The organism is Streptomyces sp. NPDC043861, from assembly GCF_056435905.1.
In genome coordinates this window covers 154462-181321 of the sequence record NZ_JBWKDP010000020.1, presented here as the reverse complement: position 1 = coordinate 181321, position 26860 = coordinate 154462, and the positions used below count along the sequence as shown (strand labels likewise).

Annotated in this window: 20 protein-coding genes and 1 rRNA gene; 7 read left to right on the top strand and 14 right to left on the bottom strand. The window is 69.4% G+C overall.

The annotated features are described in order from the left end of the window. The 4 genes from AC068D_RS33925 to thyX form a co-directional block, all read right to left on the bottom strand. Positions 1-289, bottom strand: a 16S ribosomal RNA gene (locus AC068D_RS33925); the annotation flags it as partial. Between the two features lie 531 nt (positions 290-820). Further along, entirely contained in the window at positions 821-2506 is a 1686-nt protein-coding gene (locus AC068D_RS33920; protein ID WP_478826974.1) for a ribonuclease J, read from the bottom strand. Positions 2507-2618: 112 nt separating this feature from the next. Next, on the bottom strand, positions 2619-3518 hold the full coding sequence (gene dapA / locus AC068D_RS33915) for a 4-hydroxy-tetrahydrodipicolinate synthase (protein ID WP_478826973.1): 900 nt from the start codon (positions 3516-3518) through the stop codon (positions 2619-2621). Between the two features lie 190 nt (positions 3519-3708). Next, positions 3709-4446 (bottom strand): FAD-dependent thymidylate synthase, encoded by a 738-nt coding sequence (thyX, locus tag AC068D_RS33910; RefSeq protein ID WP_478826972.1) that lies wholly within the window; start codon positions 4444-4446, stop codon positions 3709-3711. Positions 4447-4634: 188 nt separating this feature from the next. Here thyX and AC068D_RS33905 point away from each other — a divergent pair, with 188 nt between their 5' ends. Both AC068D_RS33905 and AC068D_RS33900 read left to right on the top strand, forming a co-directional pair. Then, positions 4635-4874, top strand: a complete 240-nt coding sequence (locus AC068D_RS33905) for a hypothetical protein (RefSeq protein WP_478826971.1) — start codon at positions 4635-4637, stop codon at positions 4872-4874. Positions 4875-4999: 125 nt separating this feature from the next. Continuing rightward, positions 5000-5551, top strand: coding sequence for a hypothetical protein (locus AC068D_RS33900; protein ID WP_478826970.1), 552 nt, complete (start codon positions 5000-5002; stop codon positions 5549-5551). 39 nt (positions 5552-5590) lie between these two features. Here AC068D_RS33900 and AC068D_RS33895 read toward each other — a convergent pair whose 3' ends face one another. From AC068D_RS33895 to eccD, 6 genes are all read right to left on the bottom strand, one after another. Continuing rightward, a complete protein-coding gene (locus AC068D_RS33895) occupies positions 5591-6043 on the bottom strand; it encodes a hypothetical protein (protein WP_478826969.1) in 453 nt (150 codons plus the stop codon). Positions 6044-6051: 8 nt separating this feature from the next. Further along, positions 6052-6804 carry a 4-hydroxy-tetrahydrodipicolinate reductase gene (gene dapB / locus AC068D_RS33890; RefSeq protein WP_478826980.1) on the bottom strand — a complete coding sequence of 251 codons (753 nt, stop codon included), beginning with the start codon at positions 6802-6804 and terminating at the stop codon, positions 6052-6054. Between the two features lie 28 nt (positions 6805-6832). Then, positions 6833-8212 carry a M16 family metallopeptidase gene (locus AC068D_RS33885; RefSeq protein ID WP_478826968.1) on the bottom strand — a complete coding sequence of 460 codons (1380 nt, stop codon included), beginning with the start codon at positions 8210-8212 and terminating at the stop codon, positions 6833-6835. After that, the gene (locus AC068D_RS33880) at positions 8209-10440 is read right to left on the bottom strand and encodes a polyribonucleotide nucleotidyltransferase (protein ID WP_478826967.1); all 2232 of its coding nucleotides are present in this window, start codon (positions 10438-10440) and stop codon (positions 8209-8211) included. The genes AC068D_RS33885 and AC068D_RS33880 overlap by 4 nt, the downstream gene beginning before the upstream one ends. 290 nt (positions 10441-10730) lie before the next feature. After that, complete coding sequence (gene rpsO, locus AC068D_RS33875) at positions 10731-11018, bottom strand: 30S ribosomal protein S15 (protein WP_322725099.1); 288 nt, start codon at positions 11016-11018, stop codon at positions 10731-10733. A gap of 213 nt (positions 11019-11231) precedes the next feature. Continuing rightward, the gene (gene eccD / locus AC068D_RS33870) at positions 11232-12701 is read right to left on the bottom strand and encodes a type VII secretion integral membrane protein EccD (protein WP_478826966.1); all 1470 of its coding nucleotides are present in this window, start codon (positions 12699-12701) and stop codon (positions 11232-11234) included. 222 nt (positions 12702-12923) lie between these two features. Between eccD and eccCa the strand changes: the two genes are divergently transcribed. After that, entirely contained in the window at positions 12924-16883 is a 3960-nt protein-coding gene (gene eccCa, locus AC068D_RS33865; RefSeq protein WP_478826965.1) for a type VII secretion protein EccCa, read from the top strand. A 365-nt stretch (positions 16884-17248) separates the two neighbouring features. Further along, positions 17249-17494: a DUF397 domain-containing protein gene (locus AC068D_RS33860; RefSeq protein WP_478826964.1), complete on the top strand. Its 246-nt coding sequence runs from the start codon at positions 17249-17251 to the stop codon at positions 17492-17494. Positions 17495-17576: 82 nt separating this feature from the next. Here AC068D_RS33860 and AC068D_RS33855 read toward each other — a convergent pair whose 3' ends face one another. The 4 genes from AC068D_RS33855 to eccB form a co-directional block, all read right to left on the bottom strand. Next, entirely contained in the window at positions 17577-17873 is a 297-nt protein-coding gene (locus AC068D_RS33855) for a WXG100 family type VII secretion target (protein ID WP_478826963.1), read from the bottom strand. A 69-nt stretch (positions 17874-17942) separates the two neighbouring features. Then, positions 17943-18281, bottom strand: a complete 339-nt coding sequence (locus AC068D_RS33850; RefSeq protein WP_478826962.1) for a WXG100 family type VII secretion target — start codon at positions 18279-18281, stop codon at positions 17943-17945. A 134-nt stretch (positions 18282-18415) separates the two neighbouring features. Beyond that, complete coding sequence (gene mycP / locus AC068D_RS33845) at positions 18416-19648, bottom strand: type VII secretion-associated serine protease mycosin (RefSeq protein WP_478826961.1); 1233 nt, start codon at positions 19646-19648, stop codon at positions 18416-18418. A gap of 12 nt (positions 19649-19660) precedes the next feature. Further along, entirely contained in the window at positions 19661-21196 is a 1536-nt protein-coding gene (eccB, locus tag AC068D_RS33840; RefSeq protein ID WP_478826960.1) for a type VII secretion protein EccB, read from the bottom strand. Positions 21197-21382: 186 nt separating this feature from the next. On the opposite strand from eccB, the gene eccE reads away from it, so the two are divergent. The 3 genes from eccE (at position 21383) to AC068D_RS33825 (ending at position 26818) form a co-directional block, all read left to right on the top strand. Beyond that, on the top strand, positions 21383-22726 hold the full coding sequence (eccE, locus tag AC068D_RS33835) for a type VII secretion protein EccE (protein WP_478826959.1): 1344 nt from the start codon (positions 21383-21385) through the stop codon (positions 22724-22726). After that, positions 22726-23538 carry a hypothetical protein gene (locus tag AC068D_RS33830; protein WP_478826958.1) on the top strand — a complete coding sequence of 271 codons (813 nt, stop codon included), beginning with the start codon at positions 22726-22728 and terminating at the stop codon, positions 23536-23538. The genes eccE and AC068D_RS33830 overlap by 1 nt, the downstream gene beginning before the upstream one ends. A gap of 283 nt (positions 23539-23821) precedes the next feature. After that, the gene (locus AC068D_RS33825; RefSeq protein WP_478826957.1) at positions 23822-26818 is read left to right on the top strand and encodes an SCO5717 family growth-regulating ATPase; all 2997 of its coding nucleotides are present in this window, start codon (positions 23822-23824) and stop codon (positions 26816-26818) included. Positions 26819-26860: the final 42 nt, after the last annotated feature.

Here is a 26860-nt window from a genome sequence, read left to right as displayed (position 1 = left end):
CAGGCCGGCTACCCGTCGTCGCCTTGGTAGGCCATCACCCCACCAACAAGCTGATAGGCCGCGGGCTCATCCTTCACCGCCGGAGCTTTCCACCCACCGAGATGCCTCGGCAGGTCGTATCCGGTATTAGACCCCGTTTCCAGGGCTTGTCCCAGAGTGAAGGGCAGATTGCCCACGTGTTACTCACCCGTTCGCCACTAATCCACCCCGAAGGGCTTCATCGTTCGACTTGCATGTGTTAAGCACGCCGCCAGCGTTCGTCCTGAGCCAGGATCAAACTCTCCGTGAATGTTTACCCGTAATCGGGTCGACACCACGAGAGCGGTGCAACCAGGAGGAATAGTCCCGGTTGCACACAGCGTCCTCGCTGTGTATGTGCCTACCTGCCACAAGGGCCAGTAGGTCTTCAAAGGAACCTCGACCATCCGAAGGATGGACGGGGTATCAACTAATCTGGCGTTGATTTTTGGCACGCTGTTGAGTTCTCAAGGAACGGACGCTTCCTTTGTACTCACCCACAGAACATTCTCTGCGGCTTTCCTCCGGGCGCTTCCCTTCGTTGTTTCCAACCCTACCAGATTCATTTTCCGTTCCGTTTCCGGTTCGGATTCTGTTTCCGGTGGCCGTTGGAGGGCCTTTGCCTTTCGGCTGATCCGACTTTATCAAAGATTCTGAGTCGGAATTCCCACCCCGTTCCGGGAAGGTTCCGGGCACACACCGGTGCGCACGGGTTTCCCTGAGGCGGAGCCGTAAACGTACTGGAGCGGGGCGGCCGATGCAAATCGGGGGCCGCCCCGCTCCTGGATCACCCGACGGGGCGTCAGACCTCTACGACCACAGGGAGGATCATCGGGCGCCGGCGGTAGGTGTCGGACACCCACTTGCCGATCGACCGGCGGATGAGCTGCTGCAGCTGGTGCGGCTCGGACACACCGTCGGCAGCAGACTTGTGGATCGCTTCTTCGATCTTCGGCATGACCGCGTCGAAGGCACTGTCCTCGATGCCGGAGCCCCGAGCGTGGATGTTCGGACCACCCACGACCTTGCCGGTTGTGGAGTCGACCACGACGAAGACCGAGATGATGCCCTCGTCGCCGAGGATGCGACGGTCCTTCAACGAGGACTCGGTGACATCGCCGACGGAGAGGCCATCGACGTACACATATCCGGCCTGGACCTTGCCGGTGATCTTGGCCTTGCCGTCGACCAGGTCGACGACAACGCCGTCCTCGGCGATGACGATGCGGTCCTTCGGAACGCCCGTCAGGGCACCGAGTTCGGCGTTGGCGCGGAGATGGCGCCATTCGCCGTGCACCGGCATCAGGTTCTTCGGCTTGCAGATGTTGTAGAAGTACAGCAGCTCGCCGGCCGAGGCGTGCCCCGAGACATGGACCTTGGCGTTCCCCTTGTGCACCACGTTGGCGCCCCAGCGGGTGAGGCCGTTGATCACCCGGTAGACCGCGTTCTCGTTACCCGGGATGAGCGACGAGGCCAGGATGACCGTGTCGCCCTGGACGATGCGGATCTGGTGGTCGCGGTTCGCCATGCGCGAGAGGGCCGCCATCGGTTCGCCCTGGGAGCCGGTGCAGACCAGTACGACCTCATGGTCGGGGAGGTCGTCCAGCGTCTTCACGTCGACGACGAGCCCGGCGGGGACCTTGAGGTAGCCCAGGTCTCGGGCGATACCCATGTTGCGGACCATCGAGCGGCCGACGAACGCCACTCGCCGGCCGAACTCATGAGCGGCGTCGAGGATCTGCTGGATGCGGTGCACATGGCTGGCGAAGCTGGCCACGATGATGCGCTTCTGGGCGCCCGCGAAGACACCCCGCAGCACATTGGAAATGTCCCGCTCGGCCGGGACGAAGCCGGGGACCTCTGCGTTGGTGGAATCGCTCAACAGGAGGTCGATTCCCTCTTCGCTCAGACGTGCGAAGGCATGGAGGTCGGTGAGACGGCCGTCCATCGGGAGCTGGTCCATCTTGAAGTCGCCCGTGTGGACGGCCATGCCCGCAGGGGTGCGGATGGCGACGGCCAAGGCGTCCGGGATGGAGTGGTTGACCGCGATGAATTCGCAGTCGAAGGGGCCGATGCGCTCGCGGTTCCCTTCTGCGACCTCGAGGGTGTAGGGGCGGATGCGGTGCTCCTGGAGCTTGGCCTCGATGAGCGCGAGGGTCAGCTTGGAGCCGATCAGCGGGATATCCGGCTTGAGCCGGAGGAGGTACGGGACACCGCCGATGTGGTCCTCATGACCGTGCGTGAGCACGATGCCCTCGATGTCGTCGAGGCGGTCCCGGACGGTGGTGAAGTCCGGCAGGATCAGGTCGATGCCCGGCTGCTCCTCCTCGGGGAAGAGGACGCCGCAGTCAACGATCAGGATCCGGCCCTCGTACTCGAAGACAGTCATGTTCCGGCCGATCTCACCGAGACCGCCGAGAGGGGTGACGCGCAGGCCGCCCTTGGGGAGCTTCGGCGGGGCGCCGAGTTCAGGATGCGGATGACTCAAAAGACTCTCCTCACCACACGCGCCACGTACCGCTTGGGCACGTGGCGCGCATGACATTCGTGCACTTGCTGTTGTCGTCTTTGTCGCTCGTATTCAGTTGTGAAGTCTGTGGTTACAGCTGTACCCCGCCTGCGGCGAGATCGATCTTGAGCTGAGCGGTCTCGGCCGCGGTGAGCTCGACGAGCGGGAGGCGCAGCGGGCCGGCGGGCAGGCCCTGGAGGGCGAGCGCCGCCTTGGTCGTGATGACGCCCTGCGTCCGGAACATGCCGGTGAAGACGGGGAGCAGTTTCTGGTGGATCTCGGTGGCCTTCTGGACGTCGCCCGCGGTGTAGGCGTCGACGAGGGCGCGCAACTCCGGGGTGACGACATGGCCGACGACGGAGACGAAGCCGACGGCGCCGACCGAGAGAAGCGGGAGGTTGAGCATGTCGTCGCCCGAGTACCAGGCGAGGCCGCTCTGCGCGATGGCCCAGCTGGCGCGGCCGAGGTCGCCCTTGGCGTCCTTGTTGGCGACGATGCGCGGGTGCTGGGCCAGGCGAACGATCGTCTCCGTGTCGATCGGCACACCACTGCGGCCGGGGATGTCGTACAGCATCACGGGAAGACCGGTGCTGTCGGCGATGGCCGAGAAGTGGCGGTACAGACCCTCTTGCGGGGGCTTGTTGTAGTACGGCGTGACGGCGAGCAGGCCGTGTGCGCCGGCGCGCTCGGCCGCGCGGGCCAGCTCGGTGCTGTGGCGGGTGTCGTTGGTGCCGACTCCGGCGACGACGTGGGCGCGGTCGCCCACGGCGTCCAGGACGGCACGCACGAGCTGATCTTTCTCCGCATCGCTGGTGGTCGGGGACTCGCCCGTGGTGCCATTGATGATCAGGCCGTCGTTGCCTGCGTCCACCAGGTGGGTGGCGAGCCGCTGCGCGCCGTCGAGGTCGAGTGCGCCGTCCGCCGTGAACGGCGTGACCATGGCGGTGAGGACCCGCCCGAAGGGGGTCTGCGGAGTGGAGATCGGAGCCATGGGTAACACGCTACTCGCTGCTCAGCGCGTAGGGCCCCCTTGGGGGACGTGACGTATGCCGGGATCAGTGGAGCCCGGCACTGCCTGCTCGGGGGTTCAAGCAGTGCCGGGTCCGTTTGATCAGCCTAGATGAACTTCTCGAAACGCCGCAATACGGACACCGAGTAAGGCTGAACCGCACATCTGTCCCCTACGGGGCAATCCGTCCATTTGCGTTGAAGGCGGCGTAAGTGAGCGGCATGAGCTTGGCCCATTGCTCCTCCATCTTCTCGCCGACCATCTCGATCTCCCGCTGTGGGAAGGAAGGAACCTTCGCCAGCTCGTGCTGGGTGCGCAGGCCGAGGAAGTGCATCAGTGAGCGGGCGTTGCACGTCGCGTACATGGAGGAGTAGAGGCCGACGGGGAGGACCGAACGGGCGACTTCGCGGGCGACACCGGCCGCGAGCATTTCCTGATACGCCTCGTACGACTGGCGGTACGCGTCCGTCATCACCCGGCCGGTGAGCTCCTGCTGGGCCTGGGTGCCCTCGACGAAGACGTACTTCCCGGGGCGGCCCTCCTGCACGAGCCTGCGCGACTCGTCCGGGACGTAGAACACGGGCTGCAGCTCCCGGTAGCGGCCGGATTCCTCGTTGTACGACCAACCGACGCGATGGCGCATGAACTCGCGGAAGACAAAGATCGGTGCGCTGATGAAGAAGGTCATCGAGTTGTGCTCGAAGGGGCTGCCGTGGCGGTCCCGCATCAGATAGTTGATGAGCCCCTTCGATCGCTCAGGATCCTTGGAAAGCTCGTCCAGGGACTGCTCACCCGCGGTGGAGACCCGGGCCGCCCACAGCACGTCCGAGTCGCCTGCAGTGTGCTTCACCAGGTCGACCGTGACTTCGCTGCGGAAGCTGGGCTTGATGTCGGCGGGGATCTCGGTCACCGGCAGGGGTCCTTCCAGTTGCATCGCTCGGGCGGCGCCCACTTTACGGCTCGTCACTGACAACGACGGCCCGGGCGGCAGGGTCCCGACTCTCCTCGGTCAATTCACCGGAATCGGGCACCAAGTGGCGGTTCTGTACGTCTGTACCGGTAACCACGTCCGTCACAAAGTGAGGAGGCTTCACCCATATGTTCCGCCGGCGAGAAGCTGTCCCGTTCGCATTCGTCGCCGAGGCCGACCGCTTCCGCAGCAATGTCTCTCCACCGCCGAGGATGCGCCCGGACACGAAACAGCTTGCGGGCCGGACGCTGATCGGCCTGACCGTGGCGGCCGGGCTGGTCGGGTCACTGCTCCTCGGGATGCCCGCACTGGACACTTCGCAGGCTCCTTCCCAGGCGAAGCAGTCCCGGGCGAGCGAGGGCCGCTGACTCCGCACCACTGCCCTGGCCGGCGTGGGAGGCACTCCGATGGCCCCCTGGGGTGGTCCGGCATCAGCAGCCTCTGTAGCCTCACGAGGCACAGCCCCATCGTGCTTGATGAATAAGGATCAGCCGTGCCCCTGCCCTTTCTGACGGCCGACCGCGCCTTTGACGCGACGGCGGACGACGATGTCGCGCTGCCGTTCGACGACCATGATCAATGGCGGCGGCCGTACCGTCCGGGTCCATGGCGGGTGGCGGGCTCGGCGCTGCTGCTGCTGCTCGCGTCCTTCGTGCTGATCGCGACGGTGATCATCGCGTTCGCCGGTGCGCTGCCGGGCGCAGGGCTGTGCTTCGGTCTCGCAGCGCTGGTGATCGCCCTGGCACTCCGGCTGCTGCGCATCGGCAGCTGGGTGAGCCGGCACGGCATCCGGTACGTGGGTCTCATCTCGACCAGATCGGTCGCGTGGGAACAGGTGGCGGCCCTGCGGACCGTGCAGCAGCCGGTGCGCTGGCTCGGGCTGCCGCGGACCGTGCAGGGACAGGCACTCGTCCTCGTGCGCCAGGGCGGTGAGCCCCTGATGCTGCTCACCGACCACAACGCGGATTTTCTTTCACGGGTCGAGGCGTTCGACCGTGCGGCCGACACCATCGAGGCGTGGGGCGCCGAATACCGGCCCGTATAGGGCCCCCGGCGGCCGGGACCGGCCCGGCCACTGTCGGCGTCAGGCCCTGACGGCCTTTCCGTCGTGCAGGGCGATCGCACGCTGCATCGCCTTGCGTGCACGCGGGGTGTCCCGGGCGTCGTGGTAGGCGACGGCGAGCCGGAACCAGCAGCGCCAGTCGTCGGGTGAGTCCTCGGTCTCCGCCCGGCGCCTGGCGAAGACGGCATCCGCGGAGTCGCGGTCGACGCGGCCGGACGGGGTCCGCACCAGCTCGTCGACCGGGAGGCCGCCCTCCGCGTCCAGCTCGGCCGCGAGGGCGTTGGCCCTCGTGACGAACTGGGTGTTCTTCCAGAGGAACCAGATGCCGATGAACGGCAGGATCAGCACCGCGACACCGAAGGTGACGGTGAGCGCCGTGCCCTGCTGGATCAGCATCAGCCCCCGGCTGCCGACCAGGACGAAATAGACGACCAGGGCGGCAGCCGTGATGAAGTAGGAGATCTTCGCGCGCATGAAGGGCCTCAGCCGAGGTCGAGGAAGTTCTCGAGGCCGAAGGTGAGGCCCGGCGTGGTCACCACGCGGCGCGCACCGAGCAGGATGCCCGGCATGAAGCTGCTGTGGTGCAGGGAGTCGTGGCGGATGGTGAGGGTCTCGCCCTCGCCCCCGAGCAGGACCTCCTGGTGGGCGAGCAGGCCCCGGAGCCGTACGGCGTGCACCGGCACCCCGTCGACGTCCGCGCCGCGCGCGCCGTCCAGCCCGGTGACGGTGGCGTCGGGCTGGGGGGCGCAGCCTGCCTCGGCACGCGCCGCGGCGATCAGCTGGGCGGTGCGGGTGGCGGTTCCCGAAGGGGCGTCGGCCTTGTTCGGGTGGTGCAGCTCGACGACCTCGACCGATTCGAAATAGCGCGCGGCCTGTGCGGCGAATTTCATGGTGAGCACGGCGCCGATGGAGAAGTTCGGCGCAATGAGCACGCCCGTCTCGGGGGATGCGTCGAGCGAGGTGCGCAGATGCGCGAGTCTTTCGTCGGTCCAGCCGGTGGTTCCGACGACGGCGTGGATCCCGTGGCGCACGCAGAAGTCGAGATTTCCCATCACCGAGGCGGGGGTCGTCAGTTCGACCGCCACCTGGGCGCCGCTCTCGACGAGGGTCTCCAGCTTGTCGCCCCGGCCGAGCGCGGCGACGAGTTCCATGTCATCGGCGGCTTCGACGGCTCGTACGGCCTCGGAGCCGATACGGCCCTTGGCGCCGAGGACGGCCACGCGCAGCTTGGTCATTGCTTGTGCTCTCTCCACGAGACGGACTCTACGAGACGGATTCGTGCAGGCGGTCGGCCTGCTTGTCCTTCAGCGGGCCGATCACCGACAGCGAGGGACGCTGTCCCAGTACCTCGCGGGCGACCGCGCGTACGTCGTCCGGCGTGACCGCGGCTATGTTCGCCAGCATGTCGTCGACCGACATCTGGGCACCCCAGCACAGCTCACTCTTGCCGATGCGGTTCATCAGCGCACCTGTGTCCTCGAGGCCGAGGACGGTGGAGCCGGAGAGCTGGCCGATCGCGCGGCCGATCTCGTCGTCCGACAGTCCCTCGGCGGCCACCCTGTCGAGCTCGTCGCGGCAGATCTTCAGCACGTCGTGGACCTGGTTGGGCCGGCAGCCCGCGTAGACGCCGAAGAGACCGCAGTCGGCGAAGCCCGACGTGTACGAGTACACGCTGTAGGCGAGGCCGCGCTTCTCCCGGACCTCCTGGAAGAGGCGGGAGGACATGCCGCCGCCGAGGGCCGTGTTCAGTACGCCGAGAGCCCAGCGACGGTCGTCGGTGCGGGCCAGACCCGGCATGCCGAGCACCACATGGGCCTGCTCGGTCCTGCGGCCCAGTACGTCGACGCGGCCCGCGGCCCTGATCGTGCGGTGGCCGTCACGGGGGGCGACCGGCACGGCGTCCGTACGGGAGAGGGCCCCGGCCTTTTCGAAGGCCTTGCGGACCTGGCGCACGACCGTGGCGTGGTCGACGTTGCCCGCTGCCGCGACGACCAGATGCGTCGGGTCGTAGTGCTTCTTGTAGAAGCGGGCGATCCGCGAACGGTCCAGCGCGTTGATGGTGTCGACGGTGCCGAGGACCGGACGGCCCAGCGGGGTGTCGCCGAACATGGTGTGCGCGAAGAGGTCGTGGACGACGTCGCCCGGATCGTCCTCGGTCATCGCGATCTCTTCGAGGATGACACCGCGCTCGGCGTCGACGTCCTCCTCGAGGATCAGGGAACCGGTGAGCATGTCGCAGACGACGTCGATCGCCAGGGGCAGGTCGGTGTCGAGCACACGGGCGTAGTAGCAGGTGTACTCCTTCGCCGTGAAGGCGTTCATCTCGCCGCCGACCGCGTCGATCGCGGCCGAGATGTCGAGAGCGGAGCGCTTGTGCGTGCCCTTGAAGAGGAGGTGCTCGAGATAGTGCGTGGCACCGCCCAGCGAGGGGGTCTCGTCGCGGGAGCCGACGTGTGCCCAGATACCGAACGTCGCGGACCGTACGGAGGGGAGCGTCTCGGTGACGATGCGCAGACCGCCGGGGAGGACCGTGCGACGGACGGTGCCGATGCCGTGCTCGCCCTTGAGAAGCGTTTGGGTACGGGCGACGGCCCGCGCCTCCGTGGAGGTGCGGGCCGTCGTCCTGGAACTACGGGACGTCACTTGTCGGCGTCGTCCTTCTTGTCGTCGGCGGCGTTCTCGCCACCCTCCTCGCCCTCGATGACGGGGATGAGGGAGAGCTTGCCGCGCTGGTCGATCTCGGCGATCTCGACCTGGACCTTGTGGCCCACGCCGAGCACGTCCTCGACGTTCTCCACGCGCTTGCCGCCGGCGAGCTTGCGGATCTGCGAGATGTGCAGCAGGCCGTCCTTGCCGGGCAGCAGGGAGACGAACGCACCGAAGGTCGTGGTCTTGACGACCGTGCCCAGGTAGCGCTCGCCGACCTCCGGCATGGTCGGGTTGGCGATGCCGTTGATCGTGGCGCGGGCGGCCTCGGCGGCCGGACCGTCGGCGGCACCGATGTAGATGGTGCCGTCGTCCTCGATCGTGATCTCGGCGCCGGTGTCCTCCTGGATCTGGTTGATCATCTTGCCCTTGGGGCCGATGACCTCACCGATCTTGTCCACGGGGATCTTGACGGTGATGATCCGCGGGGCGTTCGGGGACATCTCGTCCGGGGTGTCGATCGCTTCCATCATCACGTCGAGGATGTGGAGGCGGGCGTCACGGGCCTGCTTGAGGGCCGCGGCCAGGACGGAGGCCGGGATGCCGTCCAGCTTGGTGTCGAGCTGGAGCGCGGTGACGAACTCCTTCGTACCGGCGACCTTGAAGTCCATGTCGCCGAAGGCGTCCTCGGCACCGAGGATGTCGGTCAGAGCGACGTAGTGCGTCTTGCCCTCGATCTCCTGGGAGATCAGGCCCATGGCGATACCGGCGACGGGGGCCTTCAGCGGCACACCGGCGTTCAGCAGCGACATGGTGGAGGCGCAGACCGAGCCCATGGACGTCGAGCCGTTGGAGCCGAGGGCCTCGGACACCTGGCGGATCGCGTACGGGAACTCCTCGCGGCTCGGCAGCACCGGCACGATGGCGCGCTCGGCCAGGGCGCCGTGACCGATCTCGCGGCGCTTCGGCGAACCGACGCGGCCGGTCTCACCGACGGAGTACGGCGGGAAGTTGTAGTTGTGCATGTAGCGCTTGCGGGTCACCGGGGAAAGGGTGTCCAGCTGCTGCTCCATGCGGAGCATGTTGAGGGTGGTGACGCCCAGGATCTGGGTCTCGCCACGCTCGAACAGGGCGGAACCGTGCACCCGCGGGATCGCCTCGACCTCGGCGGCGAGCGTACGGATGTCCGTGACGCCGCGGCCGTCGATGCGCTTCTTCTCCTTGATCACGCGCTCACGGACCAGGGACTTGGTCAGCGAGCGGTAAGCGGCGGAGATCTCCTTCTCGCGGCCCTCGAACTCCGGCAGGAGCTTCTCGGCGGCGAGCGCCTTGACGCGGTCCAGCTCGGCCTCGCGCTCCTGCTTGCCGGCAATGGTGAGCGCCTGGGTGAGCTCGCTCTTGACGGCGGCGGTGAGCGCCTCCAGGACGTCGTCCTGGTACTCGAGGAAGACGGGGAACTCACCGGTCGGCTTGGCAGCCTTCGCGGCGAGGTCCGCCTGGGCCTTGCAGAGGACCTTGATGAAGGGCTTCGCGGCCTCGAGACCGGCGGCGACGACCTCCTCGGTCGGCGCCTCGGCGCCGCCCTTGACGAGCTCGATCGTCTTCTCGGTGGCCTCGGCCTCCACCATCATGATCGCGACGTCGCCGTCCTCCAGGACGCGGCCCGCGACCACCATGTCGAAGACGGCGTCCTCGAGCTCGGTGTGGGTCGGGAAGGCCACCCACTGGCCGTTGATCAGCGCGACACGGGTGCCGCCGATCGGGCCGGAGAAGGGCAGGCCGGCCAGCTGCGTGGAGCAGGAGGCGGCGTTGATCGCGACCACGTCGTACAGGTGGTCGGGGTTGAGCGCCATGATCGTCTCGACGATCTGGATCTCGTTGCGCAGGCCCTTCTTGAAGGACGGACGCAGCGGGCGGTCGATCAGGCGGCAGGTCAGTACCGCGTCCTCGGACGGGCGTCCCTCACGGCGGAAGAACGAACCGGGGATCTTGCCCGCGGCGTACATCCGCTCCTCGACGTCGACCGTCAGAGGGAAGAAGTCCAGCTGGTCCTTGGGGTTCTTGGACGCGGTGGTGGCCGACAGCACCATGGTGTCGTCGTCCAGGTACGCCACGGCGGAACCGGCGGCCTGCTTGGCCAGGCGGCCCGTCTCGAAGCGGATGGTACGGGTGCCGAAGGAGCCGTTGTCGATCACGGCTTCGGCGTAGTGGGTCTCGTTCTCCACCAGCGATATCTCCTCGTATGCGTCCCCCCACCCGTGTGGCGCGGGGACGGTGGCGGAGAAGCGCGCCTTGTGTGCGGGCCGGTCTTCGATCGAAGCACCCGGGTGAATGTCTTCCGGGGGCCACTACCGAGGACCGGCGGCGGAGGGGCGCTCCTCCTCGTCTTCATTGCGTTCTTTACTGCGTTTTCGGGTACTGCGCTGTCACCAGGTTACTGAGGTTCGGCGCAGGACCGCACGTACAGCAAAGGGAGCGGCCCCCTCAGTGTGGGAACCGCTCCCTTCACGGCGTCTTACTTCGCGCCCGCCGCACCGCGGCGGATGCCGAGGCGGTCGACCAGCGTACGGAAGCGCTGGATGTCCTTCTTGGCCAGGTACTGCAGCAGACGGCGGCGCTGGCCGACCAGGATCAGCAGACCACGGCGCGAGTGGTGGTCGTGCTTGTGGGTCTTGAGGTGCTCGGTCAGGTCCGAGATGCGGCGGGAGAGCATCGCGACCTGGACCTCGGGGGAGCCGGTGTCGCCCTCCTTGGTGCCGAACTCGGCCATGATCTGCTTCTTCGTAGCGGCGTCGAGAGACACTCGGTACTCCTCTTGGTGTTCGATGCGCCCGCGAGTGCCCCTGGTCTTGGTCTCAGGGGAACTTCCGTGACTCGGAGGCGAAGGCGCGATGGGCGCTGCTCCCAGCTGGCGCAGAGCCGGGGCTGGGGGCGCGTACACAAACGGCCGTCACACAGCGTACCAGTCCGGATGACCGGCCCGGGACGGGGCCGGTCCTGAGCGGTCCGGAGGAGGCTAGCCGGTCAGGGACCGGGCGGCGTCGAAGACATCCAGGACCGCCAGGCAGAGCGGGACCAGGGAGAGCAGCACCGCACCCTCGGCGAGGTCGAGCAGCCGGCCCCAGAGGGGCGAGAGGCCCTTCCTCGGGATGATCAGGCCGATCGCGACGACCAGCGCGACTCCGGCGGCGACGGCCGCGGAGAGCCAGATGGTACGGATGTCCAGGCCACTCCGGTCCCCGAAGACCAGCAGGTCCTTGACCGAATCGGCCGGGGGGTTCAGGGACAGACCGAGGATGAGCAGGGCGATCGCACCGATTCCGGCCACCAGGGTGCAGGCCACCTGGGAGGTGTAGCGGAAGAGGCGGGCGCGCAGCAGCATCGCGAGGCCCGCGGCGAGCCCGAGGATCCGGCCCCGGACGTCGCCGGAGAAACCGAGGACGGCCGCGGAGCCGATCACGACGCCGGCGCACCCGCAGACCAGGCCGAGCAGCATCTCGTGGCCGCGGCGGGCCTGGGCGGCGATCCGGCCCACGTCGACGGGCCGGGCTGCGGGGAGCTGGTTCGGATCGGCGTGGAAATCCTCCTCGGCCGCACTGCGCGGCGGGGCGTATCCGATGGGCAGCCGGGCGAAACGGGCCGAGAGCCCCGGCAGGAACGCGACCGTCCCGACGGCCACGGGGGCGCAGACCGCCGCGGCCGCGGTCGCGTCGGCCCCGGTGAGGATCGCGACGAAGGTGGCGAGGGTGCCGACGGTCGCCAGGAAGGTGGCGGCGACGAAAGGGGCATCACCGCTCGGGGTGAGCACCACAAGGACGACGGCGGCGACCAGGACGGTCACACAGCCGAGCAGGAACTGCAGCCGGCCGGGTCCCTGACCGGCGACCGCGCCGACGATCCCGGAACCTGCGATCAGCAGCAGCGGGAGTGCGCCGAGGCCGACGGCGACGGCCGTCGCCCGGTCGCCGTAGACCCGGGCGCGGACGCCGGCGAAGGCCGTCAGCAGCACGCCGGCCGCTCCCGCGATGACTCCCGGGAGGCTGTGCATGTCGTGGTGCACGGGGTCGGCGAACCAGAGCACGAAGCCCATGAGGACGAGCAGCAGCACCCCGCCGACGAGTGCTGCGCCGCGCAGCAGGTCGTCGCTCCACAGATGCCGGTCCCGGACGACGGCCGCCGCGACGGCCTCGGACACATCGTCGAAGACCGCGGGCGGCAGCGAACGGGCGAACGGGCGCAGGCTGAGCACCTCGCCGTCGAGCACCTGCTGGGCGGCGAGCGTGCGGGCGCCGTCGAGGACGGTGCCGTCACGGCGGACCAGGTGGTACCCGGTGGGAGTCCCCGAGGACTGCGTCTGACCGGTGAGCCGCAGGATCTCCGGGTAGACGTCGGCGACGGCGAAGTCCTCGGGGAGGGCGACGTCGATCCGGCCGTCGGGCGCCACGACAGTGACGCGGCAGAAGCCCGTCGCTGCGGTCGTACTCACGTGTCAGGACCCCCTGAATGGCGATGGCGCACAGACTGATTCGCGGTTGCGCAGGGTGCGCGGACACCTTATCGGCAGGTCGTGACACCACCGGCCAGTAGGATCACCGTCGCGTGCGGGAGGTCCGCGCAGCAAAGGCGGTCATGGGGGCGCCGGTGCGGAATCCGGCGATGTCGCAGGCGGACCCCGGCTTCCGTCCGTATCCGAGGGATTGATGTTCCGGTGAGCCAGATCGTCGTCAAACGCCCGCCGCGCTCCCTTCCCCCGGACGTTCCCACGGAGGAGCTGGCTCTGAAGCCCCCTCCGGAACTGCCCCGGGGACAGCAGGAATCGGTGCTGATGCAGCTTCTGCCGATGCTCGGCATGGGCTCCTCGGTGGTCTTCTTCTTCATGCCGAACGCCCATCCGTTCATGCGGATCATGGGCGTTCTGATGCTGGTGTCGACTGTCGCGATGGCGATCGCCCAGCTCGTCAGATTCCGCAGGGGCACGCAGGGACGGCTTGCCGATGTCCGGCGCGACTACCTCAAATACCTCGCGCAGACGCGGCGCACGGTGCGCCGGACCGCGCGGGCGCAGCGCGATGCACAGTGGTATCTGCACCCCGCTCCCGACCAGCTGTGGTCGGTGGTGGCCGAGGGCTCGCGGGTGTGGGAACGGAGGATCGGCGACCCGGACTTCGGGCAGCTGCGCATCGGCCTCGGGATCCAGGAGCTGTCGACGCCTCTGATCGCGCCGGACACGGCGCCACTGGACGAGCTGGAGCCGCTGTGCGCGGGGGCGATGCAGCAGTTCCTCGCGGTGCACGGCTCCTTGGACGGGTTGCCGATGACCGTGTCGATGCGGGCGTTCTGCCGCATGACGGTGTCCGGGGAGCCGGAGTCGGCACAGTCGGCGGCCCGTGCGCTGGTGTCGCAGCTGGTGACGCTGCACTCCCCCGAGGATCTGATGGTCGCCGTGGTCGCGGCGCCGGGCGCGGTGGCGCGCTGGGACTGGACGAAGTGGCTGCCGCACACCCAGGTTCCGGGAGAGCTCGACGGGGCCGGTACGAAGCGGCTGTTCAGCGGCGATGCGGGCGAAGTGGAGCAGTTGCTGCGCAGCAGGCTCGACGGCCGGCCGCGGTTCGGCGGGGACAGCCGGCCGGTGCTCGACCAGCCGCACATCGTGGTGGTGCTGGACGGCGGGACGGTGCCCAAGGACTCGCTGTTCGCGGCGGCCGAGGGCCTGCAGGGGGTCACCGTCGTCGAGGTGGTGTCCGGGGAGCCGGACCAGCCTCGGGGCGGGCTTTCGATCGTCGTACGGTCCGGGCGGCTGCGGCTGGAGTCGGGTTCGGGTTCCGGCGGTACGTACGAGGGCGTCGCGGACGGGATCTCGCTGCCGGCGGCCGAGGCGCTGGCGCGGCAGCTCGCACCGCTGCGGATGGGCGGGGGCGACGGCGACGAGCCGCTGCTCGCCAACCTGGACTTCACCGATCTGCTGAACCTGGGCGATGCGGCGTCGTTGGATGTGACGCGCACCTGGCGGCCGCGTTCGACGGCGGAGCGGCTGCGGGTGCCGATCGGTGTCGGCGAGGACGGCCGGCCGGTGATGCTGGACCTCAAGGAGGCCGCGCAGGAGGGCATGGGGCCGCACGGGCTGTGCGTCGGTGCCACGGGTTCAGGAAAGTCGGAACTGCTGCGGACGCTGGTGCTCGGGCTTGCGGTGACGCATTCGTCCGAGACGCTGAACTTCGTGCTCGCCGACTTCAAGGGCGGAGCGACCTTCGCGGGCATGGCGCAGATGCCTCATGTGGCCGCCGTCATCACCAATCTCTCCGAGGACCTGACCCTGGTCGACCGTATGGGCGACGCGATCCGCGGTGAGCTGCAGCGCCGTCAGGAGCTGCTGCGCTCGGCGGGCAACTACCCCCATATCCACGACTACGAGAAAGCACGCGGGGCAGGTGCGCCGTTGGAGCCGCTTGCCTCGCTGGTCCTGGTCATCGACGAGTTCTCCGAACTGCTCACCGCCAGGCCGGACTTCATCGACATGTTCCTCCGGATCGGTCGTATCGGCCGGTCGCTGGGTGTCCATCTGCTGCTCGCGTCGCAGCGCCTGGAGGAGGGCAAGCTGCGCGGCCTGGACACCTATCTCTCGTACCGGATCGGCCTGCGGACGTTCTCGGCCACCGAGTCGCGTACGGCGATCGGCGTGCCCGACGCCTACCACCTGCCCCCGGTGCCGGGCTCCGGCTATCTGAAGTTCGGCACGGAGGTGATGACCCGCTTCAAGGCGGCCTATGTCTCGGGGGTCCACCGTGCGGGCGGGCCGGAACTCTCCGCCGGTCGGCTGCCGATCGAGCGTCGGCCGGCGGTCTTCACCGCGGCGCCGGTACCGGTGGTGTACGCGGCGCCCGACCCGGCGCATCCCTCCGCGTCCCGGGAGAGCGGGGACGACGCGCCTGCGGACACCGTGCTCGATGTGATCGTGCGCCGCCTGGAGGGCCAGGGCGTGCCCGCACATCAGGTGTGGCTGCCGCCGCTGGACCAGGCACCTCCGCTGGACCAGCTGCTTCCGGGTCTCGGGCACACAGCGGACCGCGGCCTGACGGCGACCGAGTACACGCGGCCGGGCGGTCTGGTCGTCCCGCTCGGGCTGATCGACAAACCCTTCGAGCAGCGCCGCGACGTCCTGTACTGCGACTTCTCGGGCGCTGCGGGCCACATGATGGTGGTCGGCGGTCCGCAGTCGGGCAAGTCGACGATGATGCGCACGCTGATCTCGTCGTTCGCGCTCACCCACACTCCGCACGAAGTGCACTTCTACGCACTGGACTTCGGCGGCGGAAGTCTCGCATCGCTGGCGGACCTGCCGCATGTGGGCGGGGTCGCGTCCCGCCTCGATCCCGAGCGGGTGCGACGTACGGTCGCCGAGGTCGCCGGTGTGCTGAACCAGCGGGAGGAGTTCTTCCGTTCACACGCCATCGACTCGATCGCCACGTACCGGCGCAAGCGTGCCTCGGGCGAACTGCCCGGCGGTGCGTGGGGCGATGTGTTCCTGGTCATCGACGGCTGGGGCGGCTTCAGGAACGATCACGAGATGCTGGAGCCGGTCGTCGCGGACATCGCGGCGCGCGGTCTCGGCCACGGAATACATGTCGTCATCACGGCCGCGCGGTACATGGAGGTGCGCGCGGCTCTCAAGGACCAGATGCTGGGCCGGCTCGAGTTGCGCCTCGGGGACGTCATGGACTCCGAGTTCGACCGCAAGGTCGCGGCGAACGTGCCGGCGGGTGTGCCCGGTCGCGGCCAGGTGCCGGAGAGGCTGCACTTCATGGGTGCGCTGCCGAGGATCGACGGCTCGAGCAGCCCGGTCGACCTCGCGGACGGCACGGCGGCGTTCGTGCAGGCGGTGAAGGGGAGTTGGACGGGCGCGGCGGCTCCGGGCGTACGCCTGCTGCCGCGCATGCTGCGCGCGGACCAGCTGCCGAAGGGCTTCGAGTTCCCGCAGCAGGGCATCGCGATCGGCATCGACGAGACCGGCCTGGAGCCGATGTTCGTCGACTTCGAGTCCGACCCGTTCTTCGTGATCTTCGGTGAGAGCGAATCGGGCAAGACGGGGCTGCTCCGGCTCATCGCCAAGCAGCTCTCCGAGCGGTACACGCCGGAGCAGGCACGGATCGTCGTCGGTGACTACCGGCGCACCATGCTGGAGGCGGTGCCCCCGTCGCATCTGCTCGAGTACGCGCCGATGGCTTCGGCGATGCAGATGCACATGGACGCCATCAACACGGTGATGGTGAAGCGGGCCCCGAAGCCGGACATCACCCCGCAGCAGCTTCGCGACCGCAGCTGGTGGAGCGGTCCGCAGCTGTTCGTCCTCATCGACGACTACGAGCTGGTCGCCACGAACTCAGGTAACCCCATGCAGGTGCTCGTGGAGAACCTGCCGTTCGCGAGGGACGTCGGCATCCGCTTCATCGTCGCCCGAAGCGCGGCGGGAGCCTCGCGCGCACTGTACGAACCGTTCATGCAGCGGATGAAGGAGCTCGGGGCACAGGGCGTGGTCCTCTCCGGCGACCCGGGCGAGGGCGACATTCTGGGCCATGTCCGGGCCCGACCGATGCCCCCGGGGCGCGGCACGTTCGTCTCGCGCAAGCGGGGAACGCCACTGGTGCAGCTGGGCTGGCTGCCGGAGCGCTGAGCACGACCGTGAGGGAGTGCACGGGCAACTCCGGCGAACGGTGGGGCCGGACGGTGTTCGAGGCCGTCCTGCCCGGCGCCGGGCAGGACGGCCGGTCACTCGGGCGAGGGCTGCGGGGACGGGGGCTGCGGACGGACCGCAGGGGCCTGGCGTCCATGGAGCCGGCACGCACCGGTTTCCGGTCAAAGCGGGATGGGAGCGTGATGAGCGGCTCGACGTCGACCGTGACCGGTCTCGAGCACGTGGTGGCCACGCGTTTCATCCGATCCGGTACCGGTGATCACCGCTCCCGGGCCGGTGGCCGCCGAGTAGGGTGAATCCGTAGCTCGCTCGCACAACCCGGACTTACCCGGAGGGGATCGCGCATGGCCGACGCCGCCGACAAGGAACGCCAGAAGGAAGAGCTGTACGCGCTCGACATCTCGGACGTCGAATGGCACGGTGCGCCGGGAACGAGCCCGGACGAGGAGCGCGTGGAGATCGCCCATCTCCCCGGCGGAGCGGTGGCGATGCGCTCCTCGCTCGATCCGGACACGGTGCTGCGGTACACGGAGGCGGAGTGGCGCGCCTTCGTACTGGGCGCGCGGGACGGGGAGTTCGACCTCAGATAGGGCGGCCGGAACCTGCAGAGGGAGTACCCGCCGTGCGGTGGGTCCCCCCTCTCGGGCATCCGGATGCCGGCCCGGCCGGGGCTCAGTCCATCAGCATGCGGAAACGGGCGGCGTTGCCCTTGTCGGTGTCCCGGTAGCCCACCACTGACTCGTCGAGAAGCCGGGCGATGCGGGAGAGGTCCTGGTTCATGCCGGCCATGTCCCTGGTGAGGATGTCCTGGCTCTCGCGGTAAGCCAGTTTGGCCTCACCGTCCCAGCTCTCGGCGACACGGTTGACCTGGGTCATCAGGTCCTGCAGCTTCAGGGAGAGCTCCGACGCGGTGAGGCGGACGTCGCCGGCCGCCTGCGTGACGGTGTCGTAGTTGACGGCAGTGGTCATTGCCTTGCTCCTATGTGCCTCTGTGGCGGGATTCAGCGGAGGACGGGGGTCCGGTCGGCTGCGGGCCGCTCAGGCCATGCCGAGGATCGCGCTCCGGCCGGAAGGCGAGTCGTCCATCTTCCGGAAGGCGGCGATACGGTCCTCTTCCTGCTGTGTGAAGCCGTCGGCGCTCATCCGCATGATCTCCTCGAGCTTGACGAGCTGGAGACGCATGCTCTTCAGGCGCTGGTTCACGTGGAACTGAACCCTGTCGTACTCCTGGCTGGCCGCGCCCTGCCAGCCTGCCTGGATGCGGTCCACCACACCGTTGAGGGACGTGATCCGGGCCTGCAACTCGTCGTGAAACTCCTGGATCCGGTTGGCAAGGCCGATCTGATCATCACTGGTTACCTTCAGGTCCTTCGACACCTGTTGCCCCTTCTTCATGCGCAGCGGACGCAAAGCCCTCGACGCCGCCCGCGCCGGGCCCGTGATCCGGGTCCGGTCACTCTAGCCACTGGACACGAGACGATTCCCGCTGCAAATGCTCCGAGGACGCTTGCTCATCGGCCGGTCCGCCGGCGACCGTCCCGCACCACGGTCGCGATGCCGGCGATCACTGCGACCAGCACTCCGCCGATGCCGATCGCGTATGTCGCGTACCGCTCGTCGCGCTCCTGCGGTGTCTCCGAGAGCGTGAGCCGCGCCGGCTCCGGAGCAGGCGGCTTCGGAGGCCCCGGGTCCGGACTCGGGGCCTCGGGAGGGGGGCCGTCGTCGTCCAGTGCGCGGACGGGGTCCACTACACCCCAACCGATGAAGTCGTCACGCCCGTTGACGCCGCGTTCCGCGGTCTGTTCGATCTGGGCGATGATCTGGTGTGCCTTCCAGCGGGGGTACTTGGCACGCAGCAGCGCGGCGACACCGGCGACGTACGGCGCGGAGAAACTGGTCCCGTTGTCGACGCACTGCCCGCCACCGGGAACGGTGGAGACGATGTCCACGCCAGGTGCCGCGACGCCCACGAACTCGCCCGCCTGGGAGAAGGCCGCACGTTCGTTGTTGCGGTCCGACGCGGCGACGGCGAGCACTCCGTCGAAGGCGGCCGGATAGGTGTTCTTGAGCTTTCCGTCCATGCCGTCGTTGCCCGCGGACGCGACGACCACGATGTCCTGCCCGACCGCCCGCGCCACGGCCATGCCGAGATCGGACGCCGGAGTCAGCGCCTGGGTGGTGTCCTGCGAGAGGTTGATGACATCGGCCTTGTGGGCGATCGCATGGTCGATCGCAGCTGCCATCGTGTGGGAGTTGCCGCTGTTCTTCTCGTCGTTCTGGCGGATGGGGATGATCGTCGCCTCGGGCGCAAGGCCGACGAAACCGGTTCCCTCGCGAGGGCGGGCGGCGATGATGCCGGCGACCTTGGTGCCGTGCCCGACCTCGTCGACCGTGCCGTCGGTCCTGCCCCGCCGGCCGTCCATGTCGTCCGCTTCGGGCTCGAGGAAGTCCTTGCCTGCGGAGGCGTCGACGGCGGGCTTCAGCTGCGGGTTGACGTCGTCGACACCGGTGTCGATGACGGCGACGCGGACACCTTTGCCCTGGGTGTCCTGCCACAGTTCGTCGAGGAGCACGCGCTGGAGCGACCAGGGGATGCTCGCGATCTGCTTCTTCATCGGAAAGGTGCACTCCCCGCTGCCGTCGAGCCCGACAGGAGCGGGGAGTTCGTCCGCGCATGCGGCAGGGGGCGCGGACGACAGGGCTGCGAGTGCCGCAGCCGCCAGCAGTGCAGTCTTCCGGTACATCGCCTTCTCCCCCTATGAACCCTGGGGCCGGCGCGCACTGTCGGTGTCGAGCCTCGGGCCCTTCGACAGGAACTCCGACCAGGTGATCGGGACGAGCGTGGGGGTGACGTTCTCGTAGCCGAGACGGACCTGGGCGTTGCTGGGTTCGGGGCGGCCGTCACGCTCCTTCTTCCGGTCACCGGCGGCGGTGTCGGAACGGGCAGCATCACTGTCGCCGTTCGCCCGGACCGCGTACCGCAGCCCCGTGTCCGTCACCAGGAAGAGCGACCCGCCGGGACTCGTCTGCCTGCCCTGGACCTGCCTGTAGAGCAGACCGCTGCCCGGTGTGACATAGGTGCTGGCGCCCCCCGCGGTGATCTCGGCCGGGTACGTGGTGCCCGCCCAGGTGGACAGCGTCGTGCGGCCCTTGTCGTCGACCTTGCGCAGAACGCTGCAGACCGTGTCGCGTGCCCCCGCGCCGCCGGTGGAGTTGACCTGGCGGGGAGGCTCCGACGGCCAGCGCAGCTCCGCGCCGAATACCTCCGACTCCGGCTCGAACGATGCCGCGTCCACGGTCGTGGCCTTGCCGTCCATGTCAAGGGATTCGGTCTCCGGGGAGTTGATGAGCAGCCGCGCGGTGAAGCCCGATACCGGCCGCACCCCTCCGCGCAGCACGACATAGTGCTGCGGCCCGGATCCCGTCTGCGCCAGCAGGACCATGCCCACCCGGTCCTCGGTGCCGGTGAGTCCGCCCCCTGCACCCGCGTCCTCGCCGACCTGACCGGGAATGTCGGGGAAGTGGACCGGACTTCCGGTGTGGAGTGTGGCCAGCCAGTCGTCGGTGACGGACTGCGGATTCCCGTTGCCGAACAGTGCACGGGTGAGGATGTGCCCCTCCGAACCCTTCTCACGCACCGGGTGCTTGGTGCCTCCGGGGTCCACCAGATAGCGGGCACCGTCCTGCCCCTTGACATAGAGGGACTGTCCGCCGGACAGCCGTTCCTTGCCCTCGGTCCTGGAGGCATCGCGTTCGGCGAGGACGAACGTCGCCTTCTGCACGCTGGCACCCTTGCCGCCGCCCGGCTGCTCGCAGACCGCCCAGCGCTTGGGCTTGGCCGCCTCGGAGGCACTGGGGAGACGGTCGGGCGCGTACGGGATGCCCAGGGTCGGCCCGCGGGGAGGTTCGCCGGCGTCGAGTATGTCGTCGCTGACCTGGATCACCTCGAACTCCTGGGGATTCAGCAGCAGTCGGGCGGACGCCAGGTTGAGCACGGGGTGCAGCAGCTTCTTCGTGCCGGTGGTGAGCACCACGTAACGCGTCGTGGATTCCTTGCCCACGATCACTTTGTAGCCGGGCTTGTCCCAGTCCCTGGGCGCCTTGGGCTCGACCATGCCCCAGGCACCGAATCCGGCGACCATGAGTGCGCCGACGACGAGGCTCGGGAGGACGGCACGCAGCGGGCGTGGCGCTCCCTCCTCCGTGCCCGTGGGGGAAGGTCGGAGGAATGCCGCCACCGTGCGCTTCTTCGCGAAGGTGTACGCGTTGAGCTCGTCCCGCCGCGATGCCATGAGTCCCCATCGGTCGAAAAGCCGCAGTCCTCGCCACAGGCCCGAGGCGAGTACTCCCCCGAAGCCGACTGCCGGGCCGGCCCCTACTATGCCCGTTGATCGACGGGGCTCGTGGCGCGGGTAGGGTGATGCCGCCACCCAGGCCCCGGCAGGCCGGGGCGATCGGGACAGAGGGGTTTCTCCATCATGGCTTCCGCGACGCGCACATGGGCAGCCGCTGCCGCGCCGTCCTCGGCCCCTGGCCCCGGATCGTCCCCGCAGCCCCGAACCACAGGGGCGGCGACGTCCTCTCGGGGAACGGTCTCGCCGCGCCCCAAGGCCCGCGCCGGACAACTGGGTTCGTTCCGATTGCAACAACTCGTACTGATCGAGTGCGCGGCGGCGCTGCTGCTCGTCGCCTGGGTCATGGACCCCCTGCTGCTCCTGCCGGCGGGTGTGGTGGCGGCGACGCTGGTGCTGCTGGCTCTGCTCCGCCGTCGCCGGCGCTCGCTCCCGGAGTGGATCTCGACGGTTCTCGCACTGCGCGCCCGGACGCGCAGGGCGGCGTCGTTCGTCCTCCCTCCCGGCACCGAGCCGGGGCTCGCACCCGCCGTCGAGTGCGAGCCGGCGCTCCAGACGTACTCGTACAGCGACCGTGACCGGCGCCCCATCGGAATGATCGGCGACGGTACGTTCCTGACGGCCGTGCTCCGGGTCGAGTCCGACGCGACGGCGCTGCGCCCCGACCGCGGCGCACGACCGCTTCCCGTGGGTCTCGTACAGGAGGCACTGGAGGTCGACGGAATCCTGCTGGAGTCGGCGCAGATCGTGCAGCACACCCAGCCCGCCCCTGCGCCGCATCTGCCGCAGCAGTCGGTGGCCGCGCGGAACTATGCACCGCTGCAGGCACGGAGCGGCGCTCCCTCGGTCCGCATCACCTGGATCGCGCTCAAGCTCGACCCCGAGCTGTGCCCGGAAGCGGTCGAAGCGCGCGGCGGCGGACTGGCCGGTGCGCAGAAGTGCGTGGTGCGGGCGGCGTACCAGCTGGCGAGCCGACTGACCGGTGCCGGGTTCGGTGCAACCGTGCTGACCGAGCAGGAGCTCATCGGGGCCGTCGCGATCTCCACATGCGCCAACCCGTCGGCGACAGCCCGGGCGAGCCGGGCCGATGTGCAGGGACGGCGGACCGAGGAGACCTCGCGCACATGGCGGTGCGACGACCGCAGGCATACGACGTACTGGGTGGGGCGCTGGCCGCAACTGAGCGGCCCCGGGGCCTCGGGCGGTGCGTCGCTGCCGCAGCTCGTCGCGCTGCTCACCTCGCTGCCCGCACTGGCCACGACCTTCAGCCTCACGCTGGGGCACGCCGACCGCCAGGAGGTCACGGTCACCGGGCATGTGCGGATCGCCGCGCGCAGCGACGAGGAACTGGTGAGCGCGCGTCGTGAACTGGAGCATGCGGCGCGCGGGGTGAAGACGGATCTGGTCCGGCTGGACCGTGAACAGCTGCCGGGGATGCTGGCGACGCTGCCGCTTGGAGGTGCACGCTGATGTCGATGTCTTCTTCGGCACCTTCCGCCACACCTGCATCGGGTCCGCCCGGAACCTCCGCGTCTTCTGCGTCCGGCGGGCGCGTCGTGCGGCGGGCGGGCGGGGCAATCGGATCGCGCATCGGGTTCGGGCTGATCGGGCCGCGCCGCGACCGGCACACCATTCCGCTGGATCAACTGGACGCCCTGGCACTGCCGGTGGGCGACGACGGCATGGTGATCGGAGTGGACTCCGACGGGCGGCCGGCGGTGCTCGGCATCAACCGGCCCACACCGTACGACGTCACGCTGATCGGCGGCCTGTGGACGGCACAGGTCATGGCGCTGCGAGCGGCCGCGACGGGTGCGCGGATTGCGGTGGAGACGGGCCGGGCCCCGGCCTGGGCGACTCTGGCGCAGGCCGTCGGCGGCGACCAGCCGTGCATCAGCCTGCATGATGTGGGCCGGATCCCGCCCCAGGGCGCGTCGGCAGGCAGTCCTGTCGTCGTGGTGCGCGACTGCGGGATGCGACCGCCGCGCGGCAGAGTGGGCTCGGGTCCCTGGCAGTCGGTGGTGACGCTGCTGCCGTATCTCAGCCCGGTGGCGCCGAGGCTGATGGAGAAGTCGGCCCTGGTGGGCGTTCAGCGGGTGTCCCCCGACGAGGCCGCAAGGATCGGTTGCGCCATGAACCTGTCGCCCGGCGAGACGGAGGCACTCTCCACTCTTGCTGATGGTGTGACGTTGTGGTGTACGGCAGGTGACCGCCAGTTCGTCATGACGCAGCCCACGGATGCCGAGACCGGTCTGCTGGGTGGCGCGCGCCGGATGGACTGACGGCATTCCATGCGGTTTTGACCGTTTCAGACCCGCCCATGTGTCGTATCTCGGTCGCTTCGTGGCCACTTGAGACCTGGACGTGACGCCGGGGGCAACCCATGGCGGGAGGTCCACCCTGCCGTACTGACGGAGTTGACGATTAGGGTGGGAGTGGGCGCGGCAAGAACCTGCGGGCAGGTGCGCGGCGTCACAAGGGGGAGAGCCGGGCGGCGGATCGCACGACGGTTACGGTCGCCCCCCACCCACGACGGCACAAGGGTGCTCGACCACAGGAGGCAAAGTGAACGGCGATCGGGACGAGATCCGCGGGGGCTGGAACACACCCGGCGACGATCAGTCCGACGCGGAGCCCGCGGAGATGTCGGGTGAGTTCACCATCGATTACACCCCGCCGGCCTGGTACACGCAGAACGCGTCGGGGGACTCGGGGGTGGGTACGCCCGCAGGCACGGGGACAGGAGCACAAGGCGGAACGCTCCCGCCGCCGTCGGGCGCACCTGTCGGGGTGCCCGGGCTCCCCGCGGGGAGCGGCTTCGAGCCCAACTGGGCGCCTGCGCAGCCTGCGCCCGCCTCGGCGCCCGCCCCTGCGGCCACTGGTCCCTCGAGTCCCGTTGCTCCCGCCGCCGCGGCCGAGCACGGGACCGGTGCGTCCCAGCCGTTCGGGGGCGGGGACCTGGAGAGCGGTGCCACGATGCGCTTCTCCCCCGCCGCCCTGAAGCGCGAGATCGCCGAACGCGAAGCCGCTGACGCTGCCGACGCCCAGGCGCCCGGCGGGGCGGGCACACAGGATGCCGGTACGCAGGCCGGGGAGACCGCGACCACGGAAGCCGATCCCACAGAGGCCGCAGACGGAACGGCCGGGACAGAGGAAACGGACGAAGCGGTCGACGCCGCGACCGCGGCGGACACCCCGTCGGCCGAAGCCACGTCGGACCACGCGGACAACGGGGACCACGCGGACCCCCGGGATGCCGACGAGCCCCAGGCAGCCGAAGGACCCGAGGACGCTGCAGTCGGGGTGATCACGAACGCAGACGAGCACGCGCACGATGCCGGGAGCACGAGCGCGAATGCGCCCGTGGAGGGGGATTCCGCCCCCGAGGACGCGGTACCGGACGCGGAGGGGAACGCGGTGGTGGAGCCGGCCGACGCCGTGCCCGCCGACGCGCCTTCGGACGCCGTTCCGCAGGACGCGCCGCCCGTTCCGGCCCCGGCCCAGCCGTGGTCTCCCCCGCCGGTCGCACAGGGAACCGGCCTGCCGCCTCTGCCGCCCGCGTTCCAGCCCGCCGGGCCGATCGCCGCGCCGCAGTGGCCCGCGCCGGCGCAGGACACCGCCAGGCCCGCTCTCCCCGCGCAGGAGACCGCCAGGCCCGCTCTCCCCGCACCGGCGGCAGACACGGGTCCTCGGCCGGGTGAGGCTCCGAGCCTGCCCGCACAGCAGGGTGGGTACGGCTTCCCCCAACCCGGACAACCGGGCCACCCCACAACCCCAGCACCCCAAACACCCAACCCGCCCGCACCACACAGCGGATACGGCTTCCCCCAACCCGGACAGCCAGGCCACCCCACAACCCCAGCACCCCAAACACCCAACCCGCCCGCACCACACAGCGGATACGGCTTCCCCCAACCCGGACAACCGGGCCACCCCACAACCCCAGCACCCCAGGTACCGAACGCACCGCACCTGCCACCGGGGAGTCCGCAGGGAGCGCAGCCGGGAGCGCCCGTGCCCCCGACGGCGACTGGGCCCGGCCCCCAGTTTCCGCAGCCCGGCATGCCCGCGCCCGGGGCGCCGAATCTCCCCGCACAGCAGGGTCACGGTCAGCCACAGCCGCCGGCGCCCGCTGCTCCCGTCGACCCCAGGACCGGCGCGGCCTGGCCCACGCCCGTCACCCACGACCAGCGTGAGCGTTCCGTACCGGGCGCGCCGCTCGGGTACACCGCGGCCGTCGAGCTGTCCTCCGACCGCCTTCTGCGCAACAACAAGCAGAAGGCCAAGTCGAGCCGCAACCCGTCCGGTGCAGCTGCCCGCTTCAAGCTCGGCGGCAAGAAGGAGGAGGCGGAGCGGCAGCGCAAGCTGGAGCTGATCCGCACCCCGGTGCTGTCCTGCTACCGGATCGCGGTCATCAGCCTCAAGGGTGGCGTCGGCAAGACCACGACGACCACCGCGCTCGGCGCGACCCTCGCCACCGAGCGGCAGGACAAGATCCTTGCGATCGACGCCAACCCGGACGCCGGCACGCTCGGCCGCCGCGTGCGCCGCGAGACCGGGGCGACGATCCGCGATCTGGTGCAGGCGATCCCGTATCTGAACTCGTACATGGACATCCGCCGCTTCACCTCGCAGGCGCCCTCCGGACTGGAGATCATCGCCAATGACGTGGACCCGGCCGTCTCCACGACGTTCAACGACGAGGACTACCGGCGCGCGATCGACGTACTGGGCAAGCAGTACCCGATCATCCTCACCGACTCCGGCACCGGCCTGCTCTACAGCGCGATGCGCGGGGTGCTGGATCTCGCCGACCAGCTGATCATCATCTCCACCCCGTCGGTGGACGGCGCGAGCAGTGCGAGCACCACGCTGGACTGGCTCTCGGCCCACGGCTATGCGGAGCTTGTGCAGCGCTCGATCACCGTCATCTCGGGAGTCCGGGAGACCGGAAAGATGATCAAGGTCGAGGACATCGTGCAGCACTTCGAGACCCGCTGCCGCGGTGTCGTCGTGGTGCCCTTCGACGAGCATCTCTCGGCCGGCGCCGAGGTCGACCTGGACATGATGCGCCCCAAGACGCGTGAGGCGTACTTCAACCTGTCGGCGATGGTGGCCGAGGACTTCGTACGGGCACAGCAGGCACAGGGCCTGTGGACGTCGGAGGGCCAGGGTCACCAGCCTCCGCATCTGGCGCCGCCGATGCCGGGTGGCCAGCCGCCCCACGGTCAGCCCGTGCCCGGCCAGCCGTACGCCCCGAACCCGCAGCAGCCCTACCACGGTGGACAGCAGCCCTACGCCGGCCAGCCACCGCACGCCGGACAGCAGCCCTATCCTCCGCAGCCGCAGCCCGGTGCCCAGCAGGGCTGGCACCAGTCACCGCCGTCCCAGGCGCAGTCGGCGGACGGTCCGGCCGGCGCGCCCCCGGCAACACCTGGCGGCCACGGTCAGCCCGAGCCGGGCCGGCCCGGTCTTCCCGGCGCCCCCGTGCCGCCCGCGGGTCAACCCCATCCGCAGTATCCGCAGCAGCCCCCGCAGGCGCCGCCAGCGCCTCAGCAGTAGGGCGTCAAGGGTATGGACCAATGAGGGCCCGCACCGATCTCC

Bases quoted from the DNA above. Each gene is read 5' to 3' on its own strand.
- eccB (WP_478826960.1), bottom strand. From the start codon at position 21,196: ATGGCATCGCGGCGGGACGAGCTCAACGCGTACACCTTCGCGAAGAAG.
- AC068D_RS33855 (WP_478826963.1), bottom strand. From the start codon at position 17,873: ATGACCACTGCCGTCAACTACGACACCGTCACGCAGGCGGCCGGCGAC.
- eccE (WP_478826959.1), top strand. From the start codon at position 21,383: ATGGCTTCCGCGACGCGCACATGGGCAGCCGCTGCCGCGCCGTCCTCG.
- dapA (WP_478826973.1), bottom strand. From the start codon at position 3,518: ATGGCTCCGATCTCCACTCCGCAGACCCCCTTCGGGCGGGTCCTCACC.
- AC068D_RS33895 (WP_478826969.1), bottom strand. From the start codon at position 6,043: ATGCGCGCGAAGATCTCCTACTTCATCACGGCTGCCGCCCTGGTCGTC.
- mycP (WP_478826961.1), bottom strand. From the start codon at position 19,648: ATGTACCGGAAGACTGCACTGCTGGCGGCTGCGGCACTCGCAGCCCTG.
- AC068D_RS33830 (WP_478826958.1), top strand. From the start codon at position 22,726: ATGTCGATGTCTTCTTCGGCACCTTCCGCCACACCTGCATCGGGTCCG.
- AC068D_RS33905 (WP_478826971.1), top strand. From the start codon at position 4,635: ATGTTCCGCCGGCGAGAAGCTGTCCCGTTCGCATTCGTCGCCGAGGCC.
- AC068D_RS33860 (WP_478826964.1), top strand. From the start codon at position 17,249: ATGGCCGACGCCGCCGACAAGGAACGCCAGAAGGAAGAGCTGTACGCG.
- dapB (WP_478826980.1), bottom strand. From the start codon at position 6,804: ATGACCAAGCTGCGCGTGGCCGTCCTCGGCGCCAAGGGCCGTATCGGC.